The sequence below is a fragment of the Chromobacterium sp. Beijing genome (assembly GCF_021496765.1).
Lineage (GTDB): Bacteria > Pseudomonadota > Gammaproteobacteria > Burkholderiales > Chromobacteriaceae > Chromobacterium.
Window position 1 is genome coordinate 4999889 of record NZ_CP053750.1, and the last position, 24561, is coordinate 5024449.

Annotated in this window: 20 protein-coding genes and 1 pseudogene; 12 read left to right on the forward strand and 9 right to left on the reverse strand. The window is 64.4% G+C overall.

The window, feature by feature from the left end:
- Positions 1–2: 2 nt before the first annotated feature.
- The 5 genes from tyrS to HQN78_RS23405 all read right to left on the reverse strand — a co-directional run bounded on the left by tyrS (position 3) and on the right by HQN78_RS23405 (position 7856).
- A complete protein-coding gene (gene tyrS / locus HQN78_RS23385; RefSeq protein WP_227104890.1) occupies positions 3–1277 on the reverse strand; it encodes a tyrosine--tRNA ligase in 1275 nt (424 codons plus the stop codon).
- A gap of 71 nt (positions 1278–1348) precedes the next feature.
- Entirely contained in the window at positions 1349–2578 is a 1230-nt protein-coding gene (locus tag HQN78_RS23390; RefSeq protein WP_235086655.1) for an amino acid permease, read from the reverse strand.
- A 124-nt stretch (positions 2579–2702) separates the two neighbouring features.
- A complete protein-coding gene (locus HQN78_RS23395; protein WP_227104888.1) occupies positions 2703–4631 on the reverse strand; it encodes a pyridoxal-dependent decarboxylase in 1929 nt (642 codons plus the stop codon).
- Positions 4632–4671: 40 nt separating this feature from the next.
- Positions 4672–6138 carry an amino acid permease gene (locus HQN78_RS23400; RefSeq protein ID WP_158274335.1) on the reverse strand — a complete coding sequence of 489 codons (1467 nt, stop codon included), beginning with the start codon at positions 6136–6138 and terminating at the stop codon, positions 4672–4674.
- 488 nt (positions 6139–6626) lie between these two features.
- A complete protein-coding gene (locus HQN78_RS23405; RefSeq protein WP_227104886.1) occupies positions 6627–7856 on the reverse strand; it encodes a murein transglycosylase A in 1230 nt (409 codons plus the stop codon).
- Between the two features lie 250 nt (positions 7857–8106).
- Between HQN78_RS23405 and HQN78_RS23410 the strand changes: the two genes are divergently transcribed.
- Positions 8107–8400 (forward strand): BON domain-containing protein, encoded by a 294-nt coding sequence (locus tag HQN78_RS23410; RefSeq protein ID WP_158274334.1) that lies wholly within the window; start codon positions 8107–8109, stop codon positions 8398–8400.
- A 242-nt stretch (positions 8401–8642) separates the two neighbouring features.
- Positions 8643–8939, forward strand: a complete 297-nt coding sequence (locus HQN78_RS23415; RefSeq protein WP_146176707.1) for a hypothetical protein — start codon at positions 8643–8645, stop codon at positions 8937–8939.
- Positions 8940–8946: 7 nt separating this feature from the next.
- Here the strand turns inward: HQN78_RS23415 and lysA are convergent, their stop codons facing one another.
- Positions 8947–10185 carry a diaminopimelate decarboxylase gene (lysA, locus tag HQN78_RS23420; RefSeq protein WP_235086657.1) on the reverse strand — a complete coding sequence of 413 codons (1239 nt, stop codon included), beginning with the start codon at positions 10183–10185 and terminating at the stop codon, positions 8947–8949.
- Between the two features lie 194 nt (positions 10186–10379).
- On the opposite strand from lysA, the pseudogene HQN78_RS23425 reads away from it, so the two are divergent.
- Positions 10380–11257 (forward strand): annotated as a pseudogene (locus HQN78_RS23425) (LysR family transcriptional regulator).
- A 52-nt stretch (positions 11258–11309) separates the two neighbouring features.
- Here the strand turns inward: HQN78_RS23425 and HQN78_RS23430 are convergent.
- Positions 11310–12017: an alanyl-tRNA editing protein gene (locus tag HQN78_RS23430; RefSeq protein WP_235086659.1), complete on the reverse strand. Its 708-nt coding sequence runs from the start codon at positions 12015–12017 to the stop codon at positions 11310–11312.
- Between the two features lie 196 nt (positions 12018–12213).
- Between HQN78_RS23430 and HQN78_RS23435 the strand changes: the two genes are divergently transcribed.
- The 3 genes from HQN78_RS23435 to HQN78_RS23445 all read left to right on the forward strand — a co-directional run bounded on the left by HQN78_RS23435 (position 12214) and on the right by HQN78_RS23445 (position 15932).
- Positions 12214–12888, forward strand: a complete 675-nt coding sequence (locus HQN78_RS23435; RefSeq protein WP_107800517.1) for a pseudouridine synthase — start codon at positions 12214–12216, stop codon at positions 12886–12888.
- Positions 12889–13178: 290 nt separating this feature from the next.
- Positions 13179–14495 carry an NAD(P)/FAD-dependent oxidoreductase gene (locus HQN78_RS23440; RefSeq protein WP_235086661.1) on the forward strand — a complete coding sequence of 439 codons (1317 nt, stop codon included), beginning with the start codon at positions 13179–13181 and terminating at the stop codon, positions 14493–14495.
- Positions 14496–14609: 114 nt separating this feature from the next.
- A complete protein-coding gene (locus HQN78_RS23445; protein WP_235086664.1) occupies positions 14610–15932 on the forward strand; it encodes an MFS transporter in 1323 nt (440 codons plus the stop codon).
- Between the two features lies 1 nt (position 15933).
- Here HQN78_RS23445 and HQN78_RS23450 read toward each other — a convergent pair whose 3' ends face one another.
- Positions 15934–16302, reverse strand: coding sequence for an Mth938-like domain-containing protein (locus tag HQN78_RS23450; RefSeq protein WP_227104880.1), 369 nt, complete (start codon positions 16300–16302; stop codon positions 15934–15936).
- Between the two features lie 247 nt (positions 16303–16549).
- On the opposite strand from HQN78_RS23450, the gene HQN78_RS23455 reads away from it, so the two are divergent.
- From HQN78_RS23455 to thrC, 4 genes are all read left to right on the forward strand, one after another.
- The gene (locus HQN78_RS23455) at positions 16550–17782 is read left to right on the forward strand and encodes a pyridoxal phosphate-dependent aminotransferase (protein WP_227108608.1); all 1233 of its coding nucleotides are present in this window, start codon (positions 16550–16552) and stop codon (positions 17780–17782) included.
- A 237-nt stretch (positions 17783–18019) separates the two neighbouring features.
- Positions 18020–19330, forward strand: a complete 1311-nt coding sequence (locus HQN78_RS23460) for a homoserine dehydrogenase (protein ID WP_107800513.1) — start codon at positions 18020–18022, stop codon at positions 19328–19330.
- Positions 19323–19655 (forward strand): hypothetical protein, encoded by a 333-nt coding sequence (locus tag HQN78_RS23465; RefSeq protein ID WP_107800512.1) that lies wholly within the window; start codon positions 19323–19325, stop codon positions 19653–19655. Before HQN78_RS23460 ends, HQN78_RS23465 begins: the two co-directional genes overlap by 8 nt.
- Positions 19655–21064: a threonine synthase gene (gene thrC / locus HQN78_RS23470; protein ID WP_235086667.1), complete on the forward strand. Its 1410-nt coding sequence runs from the start codon at positions 19655–19657 to the stop codon at positions 21062–21064. Before HQN78_RS23465 ends, thrC begins: the two co-directional genes overlap by 1 nt.
- Before the next feature lie 124 nt (positions 21065–21188).
- Here thrC and HQN78_RS23475 read toward each other — a convergent pair whose 3' ends face one another.
- The gene (locus HQN78_RS23475; protein ID WP_235086670.1) at positions 21189–23306 is read right to left on the reverse strand and encodes an autotransporter outer membrane beta-barrel domain-containing protein; all 2118 of its coding nucleotides are present in this window, start codon (positions 23304–23306) and stop codon (positions 21189–21191) included.
- A gap of 152 nt (positions 23307–23458) precedes the next feature.
- Between HQN78_RS23475 and flgA the strand changes: the two genes are divergently transcribed.
- Together flgA and flgM are read left to right on the forward strand one after the other, a co-directional pair.
- Entirely contained in the window at positions 23459–24133 is a 675-nt protein-coding gene (flgA, locus tag HQN78_RS23480) for a flagellar basal body P-ring formation chaperone FlgA (protein ID WP_235086673.1), read from the forward strand.
- A gap of 119 nt (positions 24134–24252) precedes the next feature.
- A complete protein-coding gene (gene flgM, locus HQN78_RS23485; protein ID WP_019100618.1) occupies positions 24253–24549 on the forward strand; it encodes a flagellar biosynthesis anti-sigma factor FlgM in 297 nt (98 codons plus the stop codon).
- The last annotated feature ends 12 nt before the right edge of the window (positions 24550–24561 follow it).

The following is a 24561-nucleotide window of genomic DNA, read 5'->3' on the forward strand; positions in this document are numbered from 1 at the left end:
GCTTACTCCCAAATCAACAGACAGTACTGTTTCTTGCCGCGTCGCAACAGCGTGTAGCGCTGATGAAGGTGGTCGGCCTGCTCCAGGCGCGCGTCCAACGCGTCCGCCCTGGCGCCGTTGACGCTGACGGCGCCGCTTTGCAGCAGCGTGCGGGCCTCGCTTTTGGACGCGGCCAGGCCGCTGGCCGCCAAGGCGTCGACCAAGGGCGTGGACTGCCGCGGCAAGGCCAGCCGGGGCATGCCGTCTTGCGCCAGTTGGGCGAAGTCCGCGGCGCCGAGCCGCTCCACATCGTTGTCGAACAGGCTGAGGGTGATGCGCTGGGCGGCGGCGAGCGCGGCCGGACCGTGAACCAGCTCGGTCACTTGTTCGGCCAGGATGCGTTGCGCCCGCGGCTTGCCGCCGGACGCGCGGTCCTCGGCCTCGATGACCTCGATCTCCTCGTTGGACAAAAAGGTGAAGTAGCGCAGGAAGCGGTAGACGTCGGCGTCGGCCGCGCCCAGCCAGAACTGGTAGAAGGCGTAGGGCGAGCACTTGCTCGGGTCCAGCCACACCGCGTTGCCTTCGCTTTTGCCGAACTTGGTGCCGTCGCTATTGGTGATCAAGGGCATGGTCAGGCCGAAGGCCTGTTGCTGGGTCACCCGTCTGACCAGGTCGACGCCGGCGGTGATATTGCCCCATTGATCGGAACCGCCGATCTGCAGTTTGCAGCCGAAGCGGCGGTTCAGCTCCACGAAGTCGTGGCTCTGGAGCAGGCTGTAGGCGAACTCGGTGAAGGAGATGCCGACATCGTCGCGGTTGATCCGCTGCTGCACCGACTCCTTCTTGATCATGGCGTTGACCGAGAAATGCTTGCCGACGTCGCGCAGGAAGTCCAGCGCGCTCATCTGGGCGAACCAATCGTGGTTGTTGGCCATCAGGGCGGCGTTGTCGCCTTCGAAACTGAGGAAGGGCTCCACCTGGCGGCGGATCTTGTCCACCCAGCCGGCCACCACGTCCGAGGTGTTGAGTTTGCGCTCGCTGGCCTTGAAGCTGGGGTCGCCTATCATGCCGGTGGCGCCGCCGACCAGGGCGATAGGGCGGTGCCCGGCCATCTGGAAGCGCTTGAGCAACAGCAGCGGCACCAGGTGGCCGAGGTGCAGGCTGTCGGCGGTGGGGTCGAAACCGCAGTATAGGGTGACCGTTTCCCGGGACAGCAGCGCGTCGAGCGCGTCCGCGTCGGTGGCCTGCGAGATCAGGCCGCGTTGCTGCAGATCCCGGATCAGGGTCGATTGCTTCATTTCGTTTACCTCCATGATTGCGGCGCGCGGCCGTATTGGCCGCGCGTCCGGACGACGGCGCGTTTGCGCCGTCAGAACACGGGCAGCAGTCCTTGCATCACCAGGATCTGGAACAGGATGATGGCGAGGCCGGAACCGCCTATCGCCCAATGCAGGGTGCCGCCGCCGCTGACCTGGTAGCCGGGCCGGTAGTTGTCCTGGCGGCGCAGCTTGATCAGGGCCAGCGCCGGGAACAGGATGGCGAGAATCACCAGGAAGATGGCGGCGGCGCCCAGCGCGGCGATGAAGCCGCTGGGGAAAAACAGGGCGAAGCCCAGCGGCGGCAGATAGGTGATCAGCGCGGTCTGCAGCCGCTGCCGCAGGCTGTCGCCGCGTTTCAGCGTGCTGGCCATGGCGTCGAACAGGCCGAGCGAAACGCACAGATAAGAAGTGAACAGCGCGATGGACGAGAAGGCGGACAGCAGGGAGGGCACTTGCGGCGTGGGCACCAGCGCGTGGAATTCGTCCAGGAACATGCCCACCGAACCGTTATGGGCGGAGATGGCCTGAAAGCTGTGGCTGCCGTAGCGCGGCAGCGCGCCCAGCGTGTTGAACACCCACAGCAGGTAGACGCCCATGGGAATCAGGCTGCCGGCGATGAAGACATTGCGCAGTGTGCGGGGCTGGTCGCGGCCCAGGTATTTGACCATGCTGGGCACGCTGCCGTGAAAGCCGAAGGCGGTCAGAAACATGGGGATGGCGGCCAGCATGTATTTGGCCGAGTCCGTGTTTTCCGACAGGTTGCCGGTGTCGACATAGGGCTGAATGACCGCGCTGAGCGAGAGAAAGATCAGGATGTTGAGGCTGAACAGCAGTCGGTTGACCTTGTCCACCGCGGTGGTGCTGGCGAAGACGATGCCGCCGATCAGCGCGGTGAAGGCCAGCGAGACCTGGCCGGGCGACAGGGTCAGGCCCAGGTATTGGTGCAGGCCGGATTGATAGGTGGAGCCGCCGCCGGAGATATAGGCGGAGGAGAGCGCGTAGAGCAGGAGCAACAGGCTGGCGTTGATCAGATAGCTGCCCTTGGCGTTGAACAGCGAGCGGGCGATGGCGTCGAAGCCGTAGCCTTCGGGAAAGGACAGACAGACCTCCAGCAGCATCAGGCCGGTATAGGTCATCAGCGCCCAGATCAGAAACAGGGTCAGGCAGGCGTAGCCGAAGCCCATGCCGGCGGACACCAGCGGCAGCGCCAGCATGCCCGCGCCCAGCATGGTGCCGGAAATCAGCAAGGTGGCCCCGATGGCCTTGAAATTGACTTGCATGTGGAATCCTCAACCATCCTTGATGAAGAGAAGGATGCGTTCGTAAAAACCGGACAAACTCATAGTCGGTATTGGGTCTGGTAGTGAAAAAAACGCTCCCGGCCAGGCCGGGAGCGGAGGGGGATCAGGCAGCGATCAGGGCGTCGGCGCCGGTCTTGTCTTCCATGTCCACGATCTGGGCCAGCTTGGCGGCGAAGACTTCGCGCAGCTGTTCCCAGTAGGCGTCGAAGTCCTCGGCCTTGCGCAGGAAGTGGGTCATCACCGCGGCGCGCAGGATGTAGACGCTTTCCACCTTGTCCCATTCGGCGCGGCTGAAGCCGCGGCTGGCCACGTAGTGCCAAGGGGTGTCGCCGTACTCTTCCACCGACAGCGAAGTCGAGGAGGTCAGGAAGTCGTTGGTGTAGGTGCGGCCGGAAGCGTAGGAGCAGATCTCGTACATCTTCTTGTTCAGCCGGTTGTGGTCTTCCAGGCTGTCGTTGCCGATTTCCTTGAAGGTGAAGTTCACCATGTGGAAGTCCGGGTGCATGATGGGACGCACTTCGAACTGGCGGCGGCCGACGGTCAGCGGCTTGGCGGCGGCCAGACGCTGGGCGAACCAGTCGGCGGTGACGATGCCGCGGCCGATCACCTTGCCGTAGCCGCCGATGTTCAGCGGCACCAGACGGTGGGCCGCCCATACCGCGGCGGCGGTGGCGCCGGCCTTGGAGCCTTCCATGATGGAGGAGCCCAGCACCACCTTGGTGTCCGCGCCTTCGGCCTCGTCCACTTCTTCGAACACATAGGCCGCGTGGTAGGAGATCAGGTCGACGATGCGCTTGTCCTTCATGCAGACGGCGCCGGCCGCGTACTGGATGTAGCCCACCTTGTGCGGGTCCACGGTGATGGAGTCCGCTTCCGCCATCGCCTTGAAGCCTTCGTAGACGTCGCGCTTGGGCCAGGTCACGCCGGCCGGGATGATGTCTTCGGCGCGGTAGCGGGCCAGCAGCGCGTCGTAGTCCATGAACTGATTGTTGTCATCGAGGAACATCGCGCGGACATAGCCGCCGTAGGCCGCGTCCACGTGCACGTAGAAGGAGGCGCCGTATTTCTGTTCGCACTCGGCGCGCAGCTTGATCACTTCGTCGACATGGTCGATCGAGCCTTCCTCGGTGGTGCCCACCACGGAGACCATGGCCAGGATGGGGTGGCCTTCCTCGATCAGGCGGAAGGTGATCTCGCGCATCTTGGCCACGTCGGTGCGGTAGTTCTCGTCCACCGGCAGCGGCACGATGTGCTCCTGGCCGATGCCCAGCACGTCCATCGCCTTCATCCACGAGTAGTGCTTGGATTGCGGCACCAGGATCTTGCCCAGCGAACCTTGCTTGATGCCGACGCCGCGGCAGGACATCGCGCGCACTTCTTCGAACAGGCCGCGTTTTTTCAATTCGTCGGTCAGGTCCAGCACCGCGCTGGGCGACAGGTTCAGCAGTTCGCGCTCGCTCTTGCCGGCGACCAGATCGCGGGCTTTTTCATGCTGGGCGATGGCCAGCGGCATGGTCTTCAGATTGCGCGCCACCCACATGCCTTCGTAGTTGGCCACGGTGCCGCCGGAGGTGATGTGGCCCCAGCTGCGCTTGGGGTCGTAGCCGAACATCCGGCACAGATCGAGGCCGGCTTCCACTTCCAGTTCGGTGGTGGTGGGCGAGGCTTCGTGCGCGCAGTTGTTCGGGTTGTACATCATGGTCATCACGTAGGCCAGATTGGACACCATCAGCGTGTCCGCATTCATATGGCCCAGATAACGCGGCGAGAACCAGGGCACCGAGGTGTTCTTCAGCTTGGAGGACAGCTGGCGCAAGATGCCTTCGGTGCGGTACAGGGTCTGGCGGAAATCGCCGGCGTGCTGTTCCACCGGGGTGACCAGCGCCGGGTCTTCCGGGTGAAAGTCCGCGCGCCAGTGCAGGTGTTCGGACACGGCGTATTCCATCATTTCCTTGAAGAACACGCGGTTTTCGGATTTGGGGCCGATGAACAGGGCATCGACGTTAAGCGGGGAGAAAGTCGGATTGGTCATGACTGAGTAACCTTGTTATTTAAGAGAGGCGTGAGCCGGCTCATTTGCCTTCGGCGGGACGAGCTTTGCTGGCGGGCGAGGTGCGCGGGGCGACGCCGGCGGAACGGGCGTGCTTGGCTTTTTGGCCGTAGGCGTACACCAGGAAGGGAATCACCAGCATGACGGCGAGGCCGATGAGCTGGAACTGCAGGTATTCATGCGCGGAGCCATGGAAGCTGCCCGGCGGGATGAAGCCCAGGTAGCCGGCCAGCAGGGAGATGGCGATGCCCAGGCCGGAGCAGATCCACATGCCCGCCTTGCCGCCGGGAACGCGGAAGCTGCGTTCCACGTCCGGGCGCTTGTAGCGCAGATAGATGGCGGCGGAGAACATGAACAGATAGGCCACCAGATAGACGAGCCCGGTCAGGCCCATCAGCATGAAGTAGAAGTTGTCCACATTGGGCATCACGGTGATCAGCACGCCGACGATGGTGATGGCCGCCGCCTGGATCAGCACCAGGGTCACCGGCACGCCGTGGCGATTGGTCGTCTGCAGGAATTTCGGCAGCGCGCCGGAGTCGGCGGTGGCTTGCAGGCCGCGCACCGGGCCCAGCACCCAGGAGTTCACCTGACCCACCAGGCCCAGGCCGATGCACAGGCCCATGACCGGGGCCAGCCAGCCCATGCCCCATTGATTGAAGTAGAGCTCGAAGGCCTGCATCAGACCGGCGGTCATCGAGATCTTCTCTTTGGGGATGGCGATGAAGATCGCGGCGGAGCCGATCACGGACAGCAGCACCATGATCACCGACACCAGGATGATGGCGATCGGATAATTGCGGCGGGCATCCTTGATGGAGGACACATTGGACGCCGACACCTCCATGCCCATCACCACGAAGATGAAGCCGATGAACAGGCCGAGGGTGCCGCTGTCGCTAAAGCTGGGCACCAGATTGTTCCAGCTCCAGGACACGTCGGTCATGATGGGGTGGCCGCCGGCAAGATAGGCGATGCCGCAGCCGATCAGCACCACGCCGGGCAGGAACACGCCCAGGCTCACGCAGATGGTGGAGACCCAACCCAGGGTTTTCACGCCGCGCATGTTGACCAGGGTGCAGGCCCACCAGATGCCCAGAATCATCGCCAGCATGTAGAGCTTGTTGCTGGCGAGAGCAGGGTCAAACACATAGGCGAAGGTGGCGGCGATGATCATGATGATGGAGGTCATGCCGAACACCATCTGTATCCACTGCATCCACACCGCAACAAAGCCCATGCGCTCGCCGAAGGCCTCGCGCACCCAGATGAACAGGCCGCCGTCCTGCGGCCAGGCGGTGGCCAGCTCCGCGGACACCAGCGCGGTGGGCACCAGGAACAGCAGCGCGGCTGCCAAGGTCAGGAAAATCGTCATCATCCCCGGCTGCGCCGTCATCGGCAGCGTACGGACGCTGACGACTACGGCGGCGGTGATCATGACGAAGGCGAAGACGCTGATCTTGGGAGGCGCCTTATCAATTGTCGTCATTTTCATCTCCATCGAACAAATAAATAAAAACGTTCAAACATAAAATTTCGAAAATATTATTTATTTCGCCATGTTCAGCGTTTGATGAAAGTCAATATTAGGAAAATTCGATAAACGATAATTCTTATGGAATAATTGGAGTAGGCCGGCAAAGCCTTGCCAGGCAAGGCTTTGATTGGTCTTGGGGCGGATCAGGCTATTGAGGATGAATTTGGCTTGGCGCTGGCGCGGCGGCGGTTTTGGCCGCCTGTTTACGTTCTCGCAAGCGAGAGAGACAAGGCCTTGCGGCTGAGAAACGGAACCCACGCGTGGCGGATGAGGGCTTCGGGCGGCGCTCAGCGCTTTGCGTCACGCCAGGCGCAGCAGAGTGTGAGGCGGCGCTGACGTCGCGGGACGGCGAGAAGACGGGATGGGTGTGCTGGAGGAGGACCGCGGGGCGCGGAAGCGGCGGCGCAAGCAGGCATGCGCCGCCGGAGGAGGCTAAAGGTTTACAGGGCCTGGGACGGGTTCATGCCTTTGGGTAGCAGCATCCACAGATTGCCTTGCTGCTTCATTCTGCCGGCGTACATGCCGGCCTCGGTGCCGAAGCCCCAGAAGAAGTCCGCGCGCACCGCGCCCTTGATCGCGCTGCCGGTATCCTGGGCGTGCACCAGCCGCGCCAGCGGCTGGGTGGAGTGAGGCCAGGTGGTGAGCAGGTAGACCGGCGCGCCCAGCGGGATGTAGCGCGGGTCAACCGCGATGCTGTAGCCGCCGGTCAGCGGCACGCCCAGCGCGCCCATGGGGCCGCCGTTGTCGCCCGGCAAGGTTTTGAAGAACACATAGCTGGGATTCACCGCGAACAGCTCTTGCCGGCGTTGCGGATTGCGCGCCAGCCAGTCCTTGATGCCCTGCATGGACGCGTCGCCCATGGTCAGCTCGCCCTTGTCCACCAGCCATTTGCCGATCGACTGATAGCCGTAGCCGTTTTGCTCGGCGTAGCCGATATGGATGAAGCTGCCGTCGTCCAGCTGGATGCGGCCCGAGCCCTGCACTTGCAGGAAGAACAGCTCCACCGGATCTTCGACCCAGGCGAGGATGGGCGCGTTGGCCACGCCCTTGCCCTGGTTGATTTCCGCGCGGGTGTAATACGGCAGCAGGCGTTTGCCTTCCAAGCGGCCCTTCAGCCGCGTGCCGCGGTTGTCGGCGGGAAAGTCGCCGGGGCGGATTTCAATATCGCCGGCCGCGCTCAGCGCCAGCCGGTTGGGTCCGCTGCGGCGCGCCGTCAGGCTGGACTTGCCGCGAACCGAGGGCGGAACGTCCACGCTGTAAAAATCGGCAGGGATGCCGTATACCGGCCAGGGGGTGCGTTCGCTGCGCGTCCGGCTGCCGCTGAGCAGCGGTTCGTAATAACCGGTGATCAAGCCGCTGTCGCGGCTGCCGTCGTTGACCTTCCAGGCGGCGAAGCGGTTTTCGAAGAACTGGCGCACCGCCTGCGCGTTGTCGGCGGCGATGCCGTCGGCTTGCCGGCACACTTCGGTCCAGCCCGGTTTTCTGGCGATGGCCTTACAGCTTTGCTTCAGCGCGACGAGGGTATCGCCCAAGTCCTGCTGGCTCCAGGCCGGCAAGGCGGTCGGCGCGCCGCTTTCCCGCGCCGCGCCGCCCGTCTTGCCGGGCGGACTGGAAGTGGAGCAGGCGGCCAGGCCGACGACAAGCAGTAACAACAGCCATTTTTTTAACATGCGCTAAGTTCTCTGAAACGGGGCTAGGGCAGCGACGCGCTGCGAACCGGTCTGATTCTACGCTGGGACGCGCATGACGGGGCGATGACGGCCGCGGCGATTGTTGCGGCGGCGCCAACAGGCGAGACCGTCGCGCCGCGTTGTCATGGACCGGCAACAAAATTGAAAAGTTTCCTCGCTAGTATGCGGTAAAACATTCGCGCTGAAGCTTGGGCTTGAGCGCATGCAGGCCATATCACTGGAGAATCTGATGAAACGTTTTTGCATCCGCGCCTTGTTGTTGACCACCTTGCTGTCCGCCGGCCTGCCGGCTTACGCCGAGCAGACCCCGCCGACCGATGAAGAGTTGGCCGCCAGCGTGCAACAGGCCTTGAACGGCGATGCCGAACTGCAGCCGCTGAGCCTGAAGGTGAGCAGCAAGAAGAGCGAGGTGACGATTGAAGGCGGCATGACCGACGACCAGCAGATGTTCAAAGCGGGGCAGATTGCCGAAAAAGTGCCGGGTGTGAAGTTCGTCATCAACAATATGGTGCTGAAAAACTAAAAAGGTTTGCTCCGGCGGCTTGTCCGGCGGCAGCAAAGGGCGCTTCGGCGCCCTTTTGTCATTTTATCCATCCAGTTTTTCGCCGGGAATTTAAGATTAATCCGATTGTGGTGCCTTCTCTTATTGCGAAAAATATGTGGTGTTGCCGGCTGACGGCCTTTCCGGAGGCTGGAGCCGGCAAGGTTTTTCCAATCAGCAGTATGGATCGCTCGCGGCCCACTGCGAAGCACCGGACACGACTCATGGAATATGCATCCGCACTTGGCAAGAGGGTTTCCCACCGCATGATGCTGCAACCGGCGGAGCAGGTGGACAAACTGATTTCACGGCTGGAGGGCGCGGACGAAGCCAAGCTGGTGTATTGGGACGAACGCAGCCAGCGGCTGCGCGCGCTGAGTCCGCGTTCGCGCCGCGGCCAGCAATTGCTGGCGCGCGGTTTGCAATCGCCCCAGGTGGTGGGCGTGTTCGACGGCTACGCCAGTTATCAGGACATCTATCAGGCCTTCCAGGAGACGCTGGCCGACCTGAAGCTCAGCTGAGCAGGACTTAGACGCGTTCCAGCTCCAGCAACTCCGCCATGGTTTGACGGCGGCGGATCAGCCGGCTGGAGGCGCAGTCTATCATGGCCTCGGCCAGCAGCGGCCGGCTATTGTAGTTAGACGACATGGTGGCGCCGTAAGCGCCGGCGTCGTGAAACACCAGCAAATCCCCTACCTGAGCCTCTGGCAGCAGGCGGCTTTCCACCACGCCGCCCTCCTGTTGGGTAAAGACATCCCCCGATTCGCACAGGGGGCCCGCCACCACGCAGGGGGCGCGCTCGCCTGATTTTTCCTCGCCGTCCGCGCTGAGGACGGAAATATCGTGGTGGCTGCCGTACATGGCGGGGCGCATCAAGTCGTTGAAGCCCGCGTCCACCAGCACGAAGCGCCGGCTGCCCATGGTTTTGACCGCCCTCACCTCGGAGATCAGGGCGCCGGATTCCGCCACCAGGAAACGACCGGGCTCGATTTCCAGCCGCACCGGGTGGCCCAGGTGAGCGGCGATCCGCCGCCGCGCCTCGTCCCACAGCTCGAAATAATGCGCGGTGTCGATGCGGGCGTCGCCGTCGCGGTAAGGGATGGACAGGCCGCCGCCGGCGGAGATCGCCTCGATGTCGTGGCCCAACTGGGTCGCCAGCCTGACCATGGCGCCGCAGACCTGTTGCAGGTGGCCGTAATCGACGCCTGAGCCGATATGCATGTGCAAGCCCACCAAGTGCAGGCCGAACTGGCGGATCACCGCCAGCGCGTCGGCCACCTGTTCATGCCAGATGCCGTGCTTGCTGTTCTCGCCGCCGGTATTGGTTTTCTGGCTATGGCCATGGCCGAAGCCGGGGTTGACGCGCAGCCAGACCCTATGGCCGGGCGAAGCCGCGCCCAGCTGACGCAGCATGTCGATGGAGCCGGCGTTGACGGCGATGCCCTCGGCGGCCACTCGCGCCAGCGTGGCCCGGTCCAGCACGTCGGCGGTGAAGACGATGTCGGAAGGCTCGGCGGAGTCCGCCCGATAGCCGGCGGCCAGCGCGCGTTCGATTTCGCCCAGCGACACCGCGTCCACCTTGACGCCCTGTTCCCGCATCAGGCTGAGGATATGGGTGTTGGAGTTGGCTTTTTGCGCATAGCGGATCACGTCGAAGCCTTTCAGCTCGGCAATGCGCCGGCGAATGGTGTCGGCGTGGTACACCCAGAGCGGGCTGCCGTATTGGCGGGCGAGTTCGGCCAGTTGGCGGGCGTCGAAGCATTTCATGGCGTGGCGATGGCGTAGGTGATAGACAGCTGCATCATGGCGTGCGCTGCGGCAAAAATAAAATATCAAATTATCGCTGCCTCTTTCATTTATGATATGGATTGCCAGGGGGAAAGGCGGGCTTGGCGCCGCCTATGCGCAAGGGGTCGGGGATGGAAATCAGTCTGCGCCACATTGAAGTGTTTCGCGCGGTGATGACCACCGGCAGCGTCACCGAGGCGGCCGTCCTGCTGCGCACCTCGCAGCCCACGGTCAGCCGAGAACTGGCGCGTTGCGAACAATTGCTGGGCATGGTCTTGTTCGAGCGCAGCCGCGGCCGCTTGCGGCCAAGCGCGCAGGGGCTGCAGTTGTTCGAGGAAGTGCAGCGCAGCTATCAAGGCCTGGAACGCATCGTCAGCAGCGCGGCGGCGATTCGCCAGTTCGAGCAGGGGCAGTTATCGATTGCCTGTTTGCCGGTGTTCGCGCAATCGCTGTTGCCGGCGGCGTGCCGGCGATTTCTGTCGCAAGCGCCGGGCATCAGCCTGAACATCGCGCCGCAGGAGTCGCCTTTGCTGGAGGAGTGGCTGGCGGCGCAGCGTCATGACCTGGGTTTGAGCGAAAGCGCGCACGCGCCGGCGGGGACGCGGATGGAGCCCTTGCTGCTGGCGGACGAGCTGTGCGTGTTGCCGGAGGGGCATAGGCTGCTGAGCAAGACGGTGTTGGCACCGGAGGATTTCGAAGGCGAGGCCTTCATCAGCCTGGCGGCGACCGACAGCTATCGGCAACAGCTGGATCAGGTGTTCGCCGAGCGGGGGTCAAGCGGCGCATGGTGGTGGAGACGCATAGCGCCGCCTCGGTATGCGCGATGGCGCGGCAGGGCATAGGCGTGGCCGTCGTCAATCCGCTGACGGCGCTGGATTATGCCGGCTCAGGCCTGGCCGCAAGGCGCTTCAGCGTGTCGATTCCGTTCGCGGTCAATCTGGTGCGGCCGCTGCACCGGCCCGCCTCCCCGCTGCTGGAGCGCTTTGTCGACAGTCTGAAGGCCGAGCTGGCCGCGGTCAGCCGGAGGCTGGCCGCGCCGACGGGGGCTTAGCGGCAGTTCAAAGTTTCGCGAGCTAGCCTGAGCGCAGGCTTTGAGCCGGTTCTTAGTCGCGCAGCGCCACCACCACCCGCTTGTTGCGCGCGCCCTTGCTTTCAATCTTCTTGACCACGACCGGGCCGATCTCGCCGGTGCTGCGCACATGGGTGCCGCCGCAGGGCTGCAGATCGATGCCGTCGATATTGATCAAGCGGATTTCCGGCAGGTGCAGCGGCGGCGTCACCGACATGGTCTTGATCAGCTCCGGCTGACGACGCAGCGCCTCGCCGCTGCTCATTTCGATGCGCACAGCGCGGTCCTCCGCCACCAGCCGGTTCAGCTCGCGCTCGATGTGCTCGCGGTCCAGCTCCATGCCTTCCGGCAGATCGAAGTCCAGACGGCCGGATTCCGCGCTCAGATTGCCGCCGGTGACGCCGGCCTTGATCACCACGGACAATAAGTGCAGACAGGTGTGAATGCGCATGTGGCGGTGGCGGCGCGCCCAATCCAGTTCCAGGACGACCGGCGTGCCGGCGGCGAGCCGGGGCGCATCGGTGGGCAGCAGGTGGACGATGGCGCGCGTTTCGCGGTCGCGGCGGGTATCGCTGATCGCACAGCCGCCGCCGTCCCAGCTCAGCGCGGCGCTGTCGCCGGGCTGGCCGCCGCCCAGCGGATAGCACAGCGTGTCCTCCAGCACCAGGCCGGCGTCGTCATGCCGCGCTACGCGGGTTTCCAGGCGGGTTTGGTAGGGATCGATGTAAAAGCGCTCTGCCATGCGGTGATTCCTTTTCAGACTATGCTGGGAAGACCGGCGTCGCTTGTCGCCGCCGGTCCCGATAATTTTGAGAATGCTGCCGCCGGCTGTGTATTTCAAGAGACAGCGCTGGCGAAAAATCATGGCAACAGCTTGTCGCAACAGCGTTTAGCGCAGATAATCGCCGACTTTTTCCGCCTTCCTGCCCATTGCTCTCATGACCATTCGCCATAATCTGGAACATTACAATCCGCCGCCGGACGCCGGCCTAGACGTGATCTACGCCGATGAGGCCTTGCTGGTGCTGAACAAGCCTTCCGGCTTGCTGTCGGTGCCGGGGCGCGGCGAAGACAAGGCGGACTGCTTGATCAGCCGCGCGCAGCGGGTCTATCCGGACGCGCTGACCGTGCACCGGCTGGATATGGCGACGTCCGGTCTGGTGGTGATGGGGCGCGGCGCCAGCATGCAGCGAGAACTGTCCATCGCCTTCATGGACCGCAAGGTGGACAAGCGCTATGTGGCGGTGGTGGACGGCATCGTGGAACAGAACAGCGGCACCGTGGATCTGCCGCTGATCATAGACTGGCCGAACCGTCCGCGTCAGAAGGTGGATTTCGAACACGGCAAGCAGGCGATCACCCATTTCCGTGTGGTGCTGCGCGACGGTTTGCGCCAGACCAGCCGGGTGGAGCTGGAGCCCTTGACTGGCCGCGCCCATCAGCTGCGCATGCATATGCTGCATCTGGGCCACCCCATCCTGGGCGACGACATCTACGCGCCGGAAGCGGTGCTGGCCAAGGCCGATCGCCTGCTGCTGCACGCGGATCGCCTGACGCTGCGCCATCCCATCACTCGCGAAGAGATGAGTTTCGACGCCAAAGCGCCATTCTAAGTCGGCAGTCAGCGCGCGGCCTGGCAGCGCCTCCGTTCCTCTCCTCTTGCGCGGCCATGCTTGACGGTCGCGCCTCGCCCTGATCTTCCCCCTTGTACCGTCCACAGCGTGGCGGCGCCTTGCCCGGAGGCCGCTTTTTATAATGTCTTCGGCATTTTGTGGCACGGAAAGATTGGCTTGCCCTGCCAGTCTGTGCATACTTCCGTTTTGATCTGAAGCAAGAACTCACTAAACAAGCGTGCTGCCGCCAGAACGCTTGTTTAGTGATTTCTACCTTGTAAGGATCTGTCATGTTAAGTCGCAATTCCGCATTGCCCAGCATCGTCGTCGTCGGCGGCGGCGCCGGCGGCCTGGAACTGGCCACTCGTCTGGGACGCAGTTTGGGCGCGCAACACAAGGCCCGCGTCGTGCTGGTCGACGGTTCGCCCACCCATATCTGGAAACCGCTGCTGCACGAGGTGGCCACCGGCGCGCTCAACACCGGCGAGGACGAGGTCAATTACTTCGCCCATGGCTATCGCAACGGCTACGAGTTCGAATTCGGCTATATGCAGTCGCTGGACACCGAGCGGCGCTGCATTCAGCTCGCCGAAGTGCGCGACGCCGGCGGGGAGCAGCTGAGCCCGCCGCGCGAGGTGCCCTACGACTGGCTGGTGCTGGCGGTGGGCGCGGAAGCGAACGACTTCGGCACGCCCGGCGTCGGCGAGCACGCGATGTTTCTGAACACCCCGGACGATGCGGAGAAGCTGCGTCACCGGGTGCTGGAACTGGCCTTCCGCTGCAGCAGCGGCCAGCAACCGCTGTCCAAGCTGGGCATCGCCATCGTCGGCGGCGGCGCCACCGGGGTGGAACTGGCGGCGGAGCTGAACCACACCCTGTGCGAACTGCATCATTACGGCGCGCGCCTGCAGCCGGAGCGCGTGGAAATCAGCGTGATCGAAGGCGCGGACCGCATCCTCGCCGCCGCGCCGCCGTCCTTGTCCGCTTACGCCCAGGAGCAATTGGCCGCGCGCAACATCAAGGTGCTGACCGGCAGCCGGGTGGCGGCGGTGCGCGCCGACGGCGTGGAATTGCAGGGCGGCGACAAGGTGGCGGCCGACATCACCGTCTGGGCCGCCGGCGTCAAGGCGCCGACCTGGCTGGCCAGCCTCGCCGGCTTGCAGACCAACCGCATCAATCAACTGCAGGTGGATAAGTGGCTGCGTTGCCAGGGCGCCGCCTGCGTCTACGCCTTGGGCGATTGCGCCGAGGCGCCGGACGGCGACAGTGGCCGCAATCTGCCGGCCACCGCCCAGGTGGCGCACCAGCAGGCGCGTTATCTGGCGGACGAATTGAGCCGGCGCGTGGCCGGTCGCCAGGGCAAGCCCTTCGTCTTCAAACCGCAGGGCATGCTGGTGTCGCTGGGCAAGCACAGCGCGGTGGGCAGCCTGGCGGCGGTGGTCGGCCCCAAACGCGATTACTATGTGGAAGGCCTCGGCGCCAAACTGATCTACAGCTCGCTGTACCGCATGCATCAGGCGGCGGTGCATGGCTGGGTGCTGGCCACTCTGCTCTATGTCGGCGACAAGCTGCGCCGCGCCGCGCGGCCGTCCTTGAAGCTGCACTGAGCCGCTCCCGTCCAATGCCAAGCCCACCTTCGAGGTGGGCTTTTCGTTGGCGCGGCTTGACCGGGCGGCGGTTTGCGAACATCTTTATTGCCATTTGCATAAATGGGGATGGGGATGACGCAAGCTTCTCGCCTGGAGATAGACGCCTGGCTGGATCAACGGCCGCTGGGCGGGTTTCAGCGCCGGCTGCTGCTGATCTGCGGCTTGCTGATGATTCTGGACGGATTCGACGTGCAGGCCATGGCCTACGTCGCGCCGGCGCTATTGGCGGACTGGGGCTTGGCCAAGCCGGCCTTGGGGCCGGTGTTCAGCGCCGGCTTGCTGGGTCTGCTGCTGGGCGCCTTGCTGTTCAGCCCGCTGGCGGATCGCTTCGGCCGCCGTACCTTGCTGCTGCTGTGCACCGTGTGGTTCGGCCTGGGCATGTTGGCCACCGGCTTCGCCGCCACGCTGGAGCAGCTGCTGTGGCTGCGCTTCCTGACCGGTCTGGGCCTGGGAGGCATCATGCCGAACGCGATGGCGCTGGCCGGCGAGTACAGCCCGAGCCGGCGCAGAGTCAGCATGATGATGCTGATTTCCTGCGGCTTTACCGTCGGCGCGTTGCTGGGCGGCTTGTTGGCGGCCTGGCTGGTGCCCGCGCACGGCTGGCGCGCGGTGTTCCTGGCCGGCGGCGTCGCGCCGCTGCTGCTGGCGCTGTGGATGTGGCGGCAATTGCCGGAGTCGCTGCAGTTTCTGTTGTCGTGGCAAAGGCGGGAACAGGCGCTGGCCTGGCTGCGTCGTCTGGACCCGGCGATGAGCGGAGCGGCGGCGTCCAGCCTGGCGCTGCGCGAACCCGTCGCCGCGGCGTCGTTGCCGCATTTGTTTCGGGCCGGCCGCGCGCGACTGACGCTGACCTTGTGGGCGCTCAGCTTTCTGAACCTGCTCTTGCTCTATTTCCTGTCCAACTGGATGCCGGCTTTGGCGCGGGACGCCGGCCTGAACACGCAAAACGCCATCCTCGCCGGCGCCGCGCTGCAACTGGGCGGCGTGGTCGGTACCTTGCTGTTGGGGGGCTGGATAGACAGACTGGGCTTCTTGCGGGTGATGCTGCCCAGTTTCGCGCTGGCCGCCGCCGCCGTGGCCATGCTGGGGCAGTGGGGGGCGCAGCAGGCCGGCTTGTTCGGCTTATTGTTCGCCGCCGGTTTTTGCGTGGTGGGCGGCCAGCCGGCGATCAACGCCCTGGCGGCCAACGCCTATCCCACCTCCTTGCGCGCCACCGGCGTGGGCTGGAGTCTGGGCGTGGGCCGGGTGGGCTCGGTGTTGGGACCGTGGCTGGGCGGCGAGCTGCTGCGCCAGGACTGGAGCCTGGCCAGCCTGTTCATGCTGGCGGCGACGCCGGCCTTGCTGGCGGCCTGGCTGGTGTGGATGTGCCCGCAGGCGGCGCGGCCGGCCGCCGTCTGAGTCAGATCGCCAGCAACGCGGCGACGACGCGGCGGTCTTCCGCCAGCAGGATGTTGAAGGTGCGACAGGCGGCCTGGGTGTCCATGGTTTCCACGCCTATGCCGGCGTTGGCCAGCGCGGCGGACAGGCGCGGATGGCAAAAGCGCAGGCTTTTGCCGGTGCCGAAGAGCACCACTTCCGGCTGCAGCGCCAGCAGCGCGCTGAAATGGCTTTCCTGCAAATCCTCGAAAGCGTCCACCGGCCAGGGCGCCACGCTGTCCGCGGTGACGATCAGATTGCCCTCGTGACGCTGGGCGTTGATTAGAACATGGCCGTCGCCATAGCCGGTGAACAAGTTGCGGCCTTGCCCCAGCGATTGCTGCATTTTCATGTGAGCGGATTCCCGATTGCGAGCGCTGCGGCGGACGGCCCTTTCCGGGCGCGAATACCTGCTGCAGTGCATCAGAGATTGGGATAGGATTATAACTCGACCCCGCCGCTGATTGCCGCCACAACGTCAACGTGGTCATCGCTTCAGCGGGGACATCCAAAGAGATCAGATGAAAGAACACAAACCGCGCCGCCAGGGCAAGACCGCCGTCTCCGGCGGGCGGCAAGCCACGGAAACCATTGTCGTCATGCAGCCAGTCCATAAATCGCAAAAACTCGCCAACGTTTGTTACGACATCCGCGGTCCGGTGCTTGAGCACGCCAAGAAGATGGAAGACGAAGGCCATCGCATCATCAAGCTGAACATCGGCAACCCGGCGCCGTTCGGCTTCTTCGCGCCGGACGAAATCATCGAGGACGTGATCGTTAACCTGCCGTCCGCCTCCGGCTATTCCGATTCCAAGGGCCTGTTCGCCGCGCGCAAGGCGATCATGCATTACGCCCAGCAAAAGCAGCTGCCCAATGTGGGCATGGACGACATCATCGTCGGCAACGGCGTGTCCGAGCTGATCGTGATGTCGATGCAGGCGCTGCTGGACAACGGCGACGAAGTGCTGGTGCCGGCGCCGGATTACCCGCTGTGGACCGCCGGCGTCAGCCTGGCCGGCGGCAAGGCGGTGCATTATCTGTGCGACGAAGAGCAGGGCTGGTTCCCCAGCATCGACGACATCCGCGCCAAGATCACGCCGGCCACCCGCGCCATCGTGGTGATCAACCCCAACAATCCCACCGGCGCGGTCTACCCGCCGGCGCTGCTCAAACAGATCGTGGAAGTGGCGCGCCAGCACCAGCTGATCATCTACGCCGACGAAATCTACGACAAAGTGCTGTACGACGAGGTCAAGCACACCTCCATCGCCTCCTTGGCGCCGGATCTGTTCGTGGTCACCTTCAACGGCCTGTCCAAGAATTACCGCGCCTGCGGCTACCGCGCCGGCTGGATGATTCTGTCCGGCGAGAAGAAACACGCCAAGGACTATATCGAAGGCCTGAACATGCTGGCCTCGATGCGCTTGTGCGCCAACGTGCCGGCGCAGTTCGCGATCCAGACCGCCTTGGGCGGCTACCAGAGCATTGACGATCTGGTGGCGCCGGGCGGCCGCCTCGCGCGCCAGCGCGACCTGGCGCACAAACTGCTGACCGACATCCCCGGCGTCAGCTGCGTCAAGCCGCAGGGCGCGCTCTACCTGTTCCCCAAGCTGGATCCCAAGATCTATCCGGTCGGCGACGATCAGCAGTTCATCCTGGAGCTGCTGCAGGAGGAAAAGGTGCTGCTGGTGCAGGGTTCAGGGTTTAACTGGATTGCGCCCGATCACTTCCGCGTGGTATTCCTTCCCAACTCGGACGATTTGGTGGAGGCCATCGGCCGCATCGCGCGCTTCCTGGAAAACTATCGCAAGCGCCACGGCGGCGAAGCCTGAAATCATGGCGGCTTGAGCCGGCGGACGGGGGCTGCGGCCCCCGTTTGGCCATCAGGCTTTCCTTGACAGCGGATAGCGTCCGCTGCCAAGGAAAACTTGGGACACGCGCCCGCTGCGCCAGCAGCGGCCTGGCGGCGCGGCTCTTGATCAGGGCCGGCCGCCGGCGCGGGCCGCGCGCAAGGATCTTGCGCCTGGCCGCCGCGGGCAGGGACAGAATACTAGAGACAGGGAGCAAGAATGAAACCGATCAATATCGGCCTATTGGGCGTGGGGACTGTCGGTGGCGGCACCGCCACCGTTCTCAAACGCAACGCCGAGGAAATCAGCCGCCGCGCCGGCCGTCAAATCCGCCTGCTGCAGGCGGCCAACCGCAATCAGGCGCGCGCGCAATCGCTGCTGGGTCCGGACGTGGACGTGGTGGCCGACGCGATGCAGGTGGTGAACAACCCCGACGTCGACATCGTGGTGGAACTGATAGGCGGCGACACCGTGGCCAAGGAACTGGTGCTCAAGGCTATCGCCAACGGCAAACACGTGGTCACCGCCAACAAGAAACTGCTGGCGCTGCACGGCACCGAAATCTTCGCCCGCGCCCAAGAACAGGGCGTGATGGTGGCCTTCGAGGCCGCGGTGGCCGGCGGCATCCCCATCATCAAGGCGCTGCGCGAAGGCTTGTCCGCCAACCGCATCGAGTGGATAGCCGGCATCATCAACGGCACTTCCAACTTCATCCTGACCGAGATGCGCGACAAGGGCGCGAGCTTCGCCGAAGTGCTGGCCGAGGCGCAGCAGCTGGGTTACGCCGAAGCCGATCCCACCTTCGACATCGAAGGCCATGACGCTGGCCACAAGCTCACCATCATGGCGGCGCTGGCCTTCGGCATCCCGATGCAGTTCGACCGCTGTTACCTGGAAGGCATCAGCAAGCTGGAAGGGCGCGACATCAAGTACGCCGAGGAACTGGGCTACCGCGTCAAGCTGCTGGGCCTGACCCGGCGCACCGCCGCCGGCGTCGAGTTGCGCGTGCACCCGACGCTGATCCCGGCGCGCCAGCTGATCGCCAACGTCAACGGCGTGATGAACGCGGTGCTGGCCAAGGGCGACGCGGTGGGGCCGACCTTGTACTACGGCGCCGGCGCCGGCGCGCTGCCCACCGCCTCCGCGGTGGTGGCCGACATCGTCGACGTGACCCGCTTGCTGACGGCGGACCCGGAGCACCGCGTGCCGCATCTGGCTTTCCAGCCGGACCAGCTGCAGAACCTGCCGATCCTGCCGATCTCCGACGTGGTCAGCTCCTACTATCTGCGCATCGGCGCCGCCGACCGCGCCGGCGTGCTGGCCAACATCACCCGCTTGCTGGCGGAGAACGGCATCTCGATCGAGGCGGTGATCCAGAAAGGCTCGGTGTCCGACGGCACCGCCGAGGTGGTGATCCTGACCCATCGCGTTCAGGAACAGGCGATAGACCGCGCCATCACCGGCATCGAGGCGCTGGAAAGCATTACCGGCAAGGTGGTGCGCCTGCGCATGGAAGAGCTGAATGATTAAACGCTGGCTGACCGGCCTCGGCGCCGGTCTGATCCTGGCGAGCGCCGGGGCGACGCCCTTGTCCCCCGGCCAGCACAGCCTGTTGCAGGGCTTTTTGATGCGAGGCTGCGTCAAGCGCACGCCGGCCTCGGACGGCGTCGGCCAGCGCTCCTCGGAGCAAGTGCAGAAATACTGCCAATGCGCCAGCCAGCATCTGGCCGGCCGCTTCTCCTCGGAAGAGGTGATGGGCGTGCTGACCGGCCAGATCAAGAAAGACGACCCGCGCGGCAAACAGCGGATGAAGGACGCCTCCGCCGCCTGCGCCCAATATCTGGAAACCCCCTGATGCGTTATATCAGCACCCGCGGCGGCATGGCCCCGCAATCATTCAGCGACATCCTGCTGATGGGCCTGGCGCCCGACGGCGGCCTGGTGTTGCCGGAAAGCTATCCGCAGATCGGCCGCGAGCAGCTGGACGCCTGGCGCGGCCTGTCCTACGCCGAATTAGCTTTTGAAATCATTCGCTTGTTCGCCACCGACATCCCGGAAGACGATCTCAAATCCATCGTCGAGCGCACCTATACCCGCGCGGCTTTCGGCAGCGAGGCGATCACACCGCTCAAGCGGCTGCACGACGGCCTGGCCGTCCTGGAACTGTCCAACGGTCCGACGTTGGCCTTCAAGGACATGGCGATGCAGCTGCTGGGCAATCTGTTCGAATACGTGCTGGCCAGGAAGGGCGAGCGCCTGAACATCCTGGGCGCCACCTCGGGCGACACCGGCAGCGCCGCCGAGTACGCGATGCGCGGCAAGGCGGGCATCCAGGTGTTCATGCTGAGCCCGGACGGGTTGATGAGCCCGTTCCAGCGCGCGCAAATGTACAGCCTGCAGGACGCCAACATCCACAATATCGCGATCAAGGGCATGTTCGACGACTGCCAGGACATCGTGAAGGCGGTGCAGAACGACCATGCTTTCAAGGCGCGCCACAAGATCGGCACCGTCAACTCCATCAACTGGGCGCGAGTGGTGGCTCAGGTGGTGTATTACTTCAAGGGCTATTTCAACGCCACCGCCGGCAATGAGGAGAAGGTCAGCTTCTGCGTGCCGTCCGGCAACTTCGGCAATGTCTGCGCCGGCCACATCGCGCGGCAGATGGGCTTGCCGATAGAACGCCTGCTGGTGGCCACCAACGAGAACGACGTGCTGGACGAGTTCTTCCGCTCCGGCGCCTACCGTCCGCGCGGCACGGCCAACACCTATGTCACCTCCAGCCCGTCGATGGACATCTCCAAGGCGTCCAACTTCGAGCGCTTTGTGTTCGATCTGCTGGGACGGGACCCCGAGGCGCTGAAAGCGCTGTGGCGCCAGGTGGACGCCGGCACCGGCTTCACGCTGTCCACCGCGCAAACGGCCGCCGCGGCCGAGGTGTTCGGATTCGCTTCCGGCAAGAGCGCGCATGCGGACCGGTTGGCCACCATTCGCCAGCTGGACCGCGAAGACGGCGTGGTGGTGGACACCCATACCGCCGACGGCGTCAAGGTGGCGCGCGAGCTGCGCCGCCCCGGCGAAACCGTGGTTTGCCTGGAAACCGCCTTGCCGGCCAAGTTCGCCGCCACCATACGCGAAGCGCTGGACCGCGATCCGCCGCGACCGGCCGGTTTCGACGGCCTGGAGGACTTGCCGCAAAAAGTGTCGGTGTTCCCGGCGGACGCCGGCGAGGTCAAAGCCTTTATCGAGCGCAGTTTGAGCTGACGCGCGTCGGACGAAAAAACGGCCCCCAGGGGCCGTTTTTTTTTGCGTCCGCCGCGGCGTTAGAGCCTGTTCAAGGCCCCGTTCCATCCCTCTCGCCGACGCGCGACAGACATTGAACAGGCTCTTAAAACGTCAGCGCCACGCCGATATTGCCGGCGGTCTGATTGCTGCCGCTGCGGCCGCTGCGGCCGCTGGCGGCGCTGAGCTGGCCGAACATCGACACGCTCTTGCTCAATTGGGCGCTGAGACCGGCGGTCCATTCCAGCCAGTCCGCCTTGGGCTTGCCCAGCTTGACGCTGTAATCGCCCAGGGTGGTGGCCAGGCCGGCGGTGACCACACGGTCGTCGCGCTTGAACTCGTGCGCGTAGCTGACCTTGGCGTAGGGGCTGAAACGGCCGAAGTCGGCTTCCAGCTGCCAGCCGACGCGCGCCACCAGGGACGTGCCGTTTTGCGCGTTGAAGGCCATGCTGCTGCTGCTGCCTCCTTGCTCGGTGAAGCCGTTCACCTTGACGTGGGCGTAGTCCAGGCCGGCGATGGGGCCGGTGCGGTAGGCGCCCAGCGGGAAACGGTAGCCGCCGCCGATGCGCAGGCCGTATTGGCTCTGGCGCGCCGTGCCGTTCAGCGTGATCCGGGCCGCGCCCAGCGAGACTTGGCGGCTGGTGTCGATGTCGCCGGCGCCGATATGGGCGTCGCCGTCCACCCAGAACCGTTCCTGGCTGTAGCTGAACAGCGCGCTCATCAGCGTGCTGCGGTCGTCGACGCTGCCCGGGGTGGCGATGCCGTTGATGTCGGTCTTGCCGTTCTGGCGGGACATCGCCAGTCCCAGGCTCAGCGCCGGACTGGCCTGGAAGTCCAGACCCACGGTGTACAGCCGGCCTTGCGGCTTGGCGGATACGTCGTCGTAGCCGACCTTGTCGTCGTTGAAGGCGCCGCTGACGAAGGCGCTGACCGCGCCGACTTCGCGCTTCTGCGCGCGGATGGCCTGGTAGCGGCTGTCCAGCGTCCCGCCCAACTGGCGGGCGTTGTTCAGCGCGGACTCCGGCAGCGCGCCGGCGAAATAGGGCGCTTGCAGCAGGCCGTAAATGTACTCACCGATCATCGCGTGAGCGATTGGGGTTGGGTGTAGCGCGTCGCTGAACAGATAGTTTTGCGCGGGAAGGATGTTCGCGGGGCAGTTGATCGCAGATTGGGGGCAGGATGAACCCAGTACATTGGTGAAACCGTACTTTGCCGGATTTGCCAGCACCTCCTGAAACAGCAATGAGATGTTGGCGCGGACGATGCCGTGTTGCCGGCCGCTGCTTAGCAAGGCGTTATCCACCAACGCGTTGTAGCCGTTGCTCAGTTCTTGCAATCCGGCGGAGGCCGTATTGTAGCTTGAGGTGAGGGTGGTGGCTGAGTCAGGCAGGCCGATGGCGGCGTTGGCCGCGGCGAGAGCCTGTTGGATAACCGTGTTTTGATTGCCGGAGGTTGACGCGTTGCTGCTCAACACCTGCCAGGCAGCGCCGACGGCCTGGGTGACGTAGTTGCTCAGCGCGGTCCCGCTCAAGCCGTTCATCGTGCCGATCTTTGTCGCCACGCCCTGTACCGTTTGGTAAATCACGGCGGGAGTGGAGGCCAGATTGGGGACATTGGGCACGATGATGGTCTGGGCTCCCGCGCTTTGCAATTGACCTATCACGGAGCTGGTCGAATTCGCTGAACTCATCAGCAGTTTGGTGGCGCTCGCTTTAGTGGGGTCCGCAGTGACGGTGCCGGCGGCGGCGGCAATGTCGTTGCCCCCGATCCAGACTGAATAAATGGCGTTGGGGTTCGCTTTGCCTCCGCTGGCGGCCAAGTAGGCGCTGATTTGCTGCGGCAGCTCCTGAATGGCGGTGGTTTTGTCCGGGCCGAATTGTTCGACCGAGCCATTGGCGCCAGTGGTGCCGGGAAAGACGGTAATGTCGCTGTAGAGTTGAGCCACAGCGCCGCCTTGGGCGTAATTGTTGCCGCTCGGACTTGTGTTTGGATTGCTGGAGTTGTTGGCAATGGATTTCAAACCGTATCGCGCTGCCAGCGCGTCGGTCCAGTTGGCTCCGTTGCCGGTGGTCCAGCGGGCGTTGGACGGCAGGCCGCCCAGGCCGCCGAAGGCGCCGGTGTCGGTCAGACTGTCCCCGAAAAAATAGAAATTGCTATAGGCGTTGGTGGCGGCCGGCAGGGCCAGCAGAGTGGCCACGGCCAGCGTGTTCAGGCGCTTGCGCATTTGGAATGTCCCTTCCGGATAAAACTTTGGTTTTATTTAATTTAGATTTAAGAGTCTAAGCTCTATTCGAACGATTATTTGAATGTATGCATCGCATTGTCAATAGCGGCCCCAGGCTGCAGCCCTGGGCCCGCTTGCGCTAGAATGCGGGAATGCGACGTTTACTACTGTGGATGATGTGCTGCGCCTGGAGCGTGGCGGCGTCGGCCGCCATGCAGGATCTGGGGCGGCTGGAGGCTTTGGCCGGCGACTTTCTCAAGCACGAGTTGTCGATGCGGCCGGCCACCTGGACGCTGGGGCAGCTGGACCGCAAGCTGGCGGTGCCGGCCTGCGCGCAGCCCAAGGCGGATTGGGCGACGCCGGGGGTGACCACCGGTTCCACCTTTGTCGCGGTGTCCTGCCCGGAACTGGGGTGGGCGCTGCGGATTCCGGTGCGGATCAATGAAAAGAAACTGGGCGTGGCTTTGAGCCGCGCGGTGGCGGCCGGCGAGGTGCTGAGCGCCGCCGACCTGCGCCTGGTCGAGGTGGCCAACCCCAGCCTGGCGCGCAATGTGCTGGACGATCTGCAGCAGGCGATAGGCAAGACCATGCGCTCCGGCGCGCCGGCCGGCGCCTGGCTGCGCAGCTTCATGGTGCGCGCGCCTTATCTGGTGAACAGCAACCAGCGGGTCAAAGTGGTGGCCTCGGGGGAGGGCTTCGCCGCGGCGGCCGACGGTTTGGCGATAGGCAATGCCGCCGAGGGCGAGCAAGTGTCGGTGCGCATGGCTTCCGGGCGGGTGATACGCGGGCAAGTTCAAGCGGACGGCAGCGTGATGGTGATATATTAGAGACGGTTCGCCGGCAGGTCTCGGCGCGCAGCGGCGGATAATTGGGCGAAAGTCTTCAAGATATTGTTTTTCCGTCCGATAATAGAGGTAATCCAGGTTCCCTTTGGGAAGGCCATGCCATGAAAGTAGATAACTCGGGCAAGCTGTCAGCAAGCTACAGCACCCAGAACAAGGCGGCGCCGCGCGACGCGGCCGCCAACGCCAACCCTGCCGCCAGTGGATCCGACAGCGTGACGATCAACCCTTTGGCCAGCCGTCTGAGCGCGGTGGAAAGCAAGGTCAGCGGCGATTCCGGCTTCGACGCAGGCAAAGTGGCCGCGATCAAGTCGGCGATAGCCGCGGGCACCTTCAACGTCAATCCGGAGAAGATCGCCGACGGCTTGATCGCCTCCACCAAGGAATTGTTGGCGCGCTGAGCGCGCGCAGGT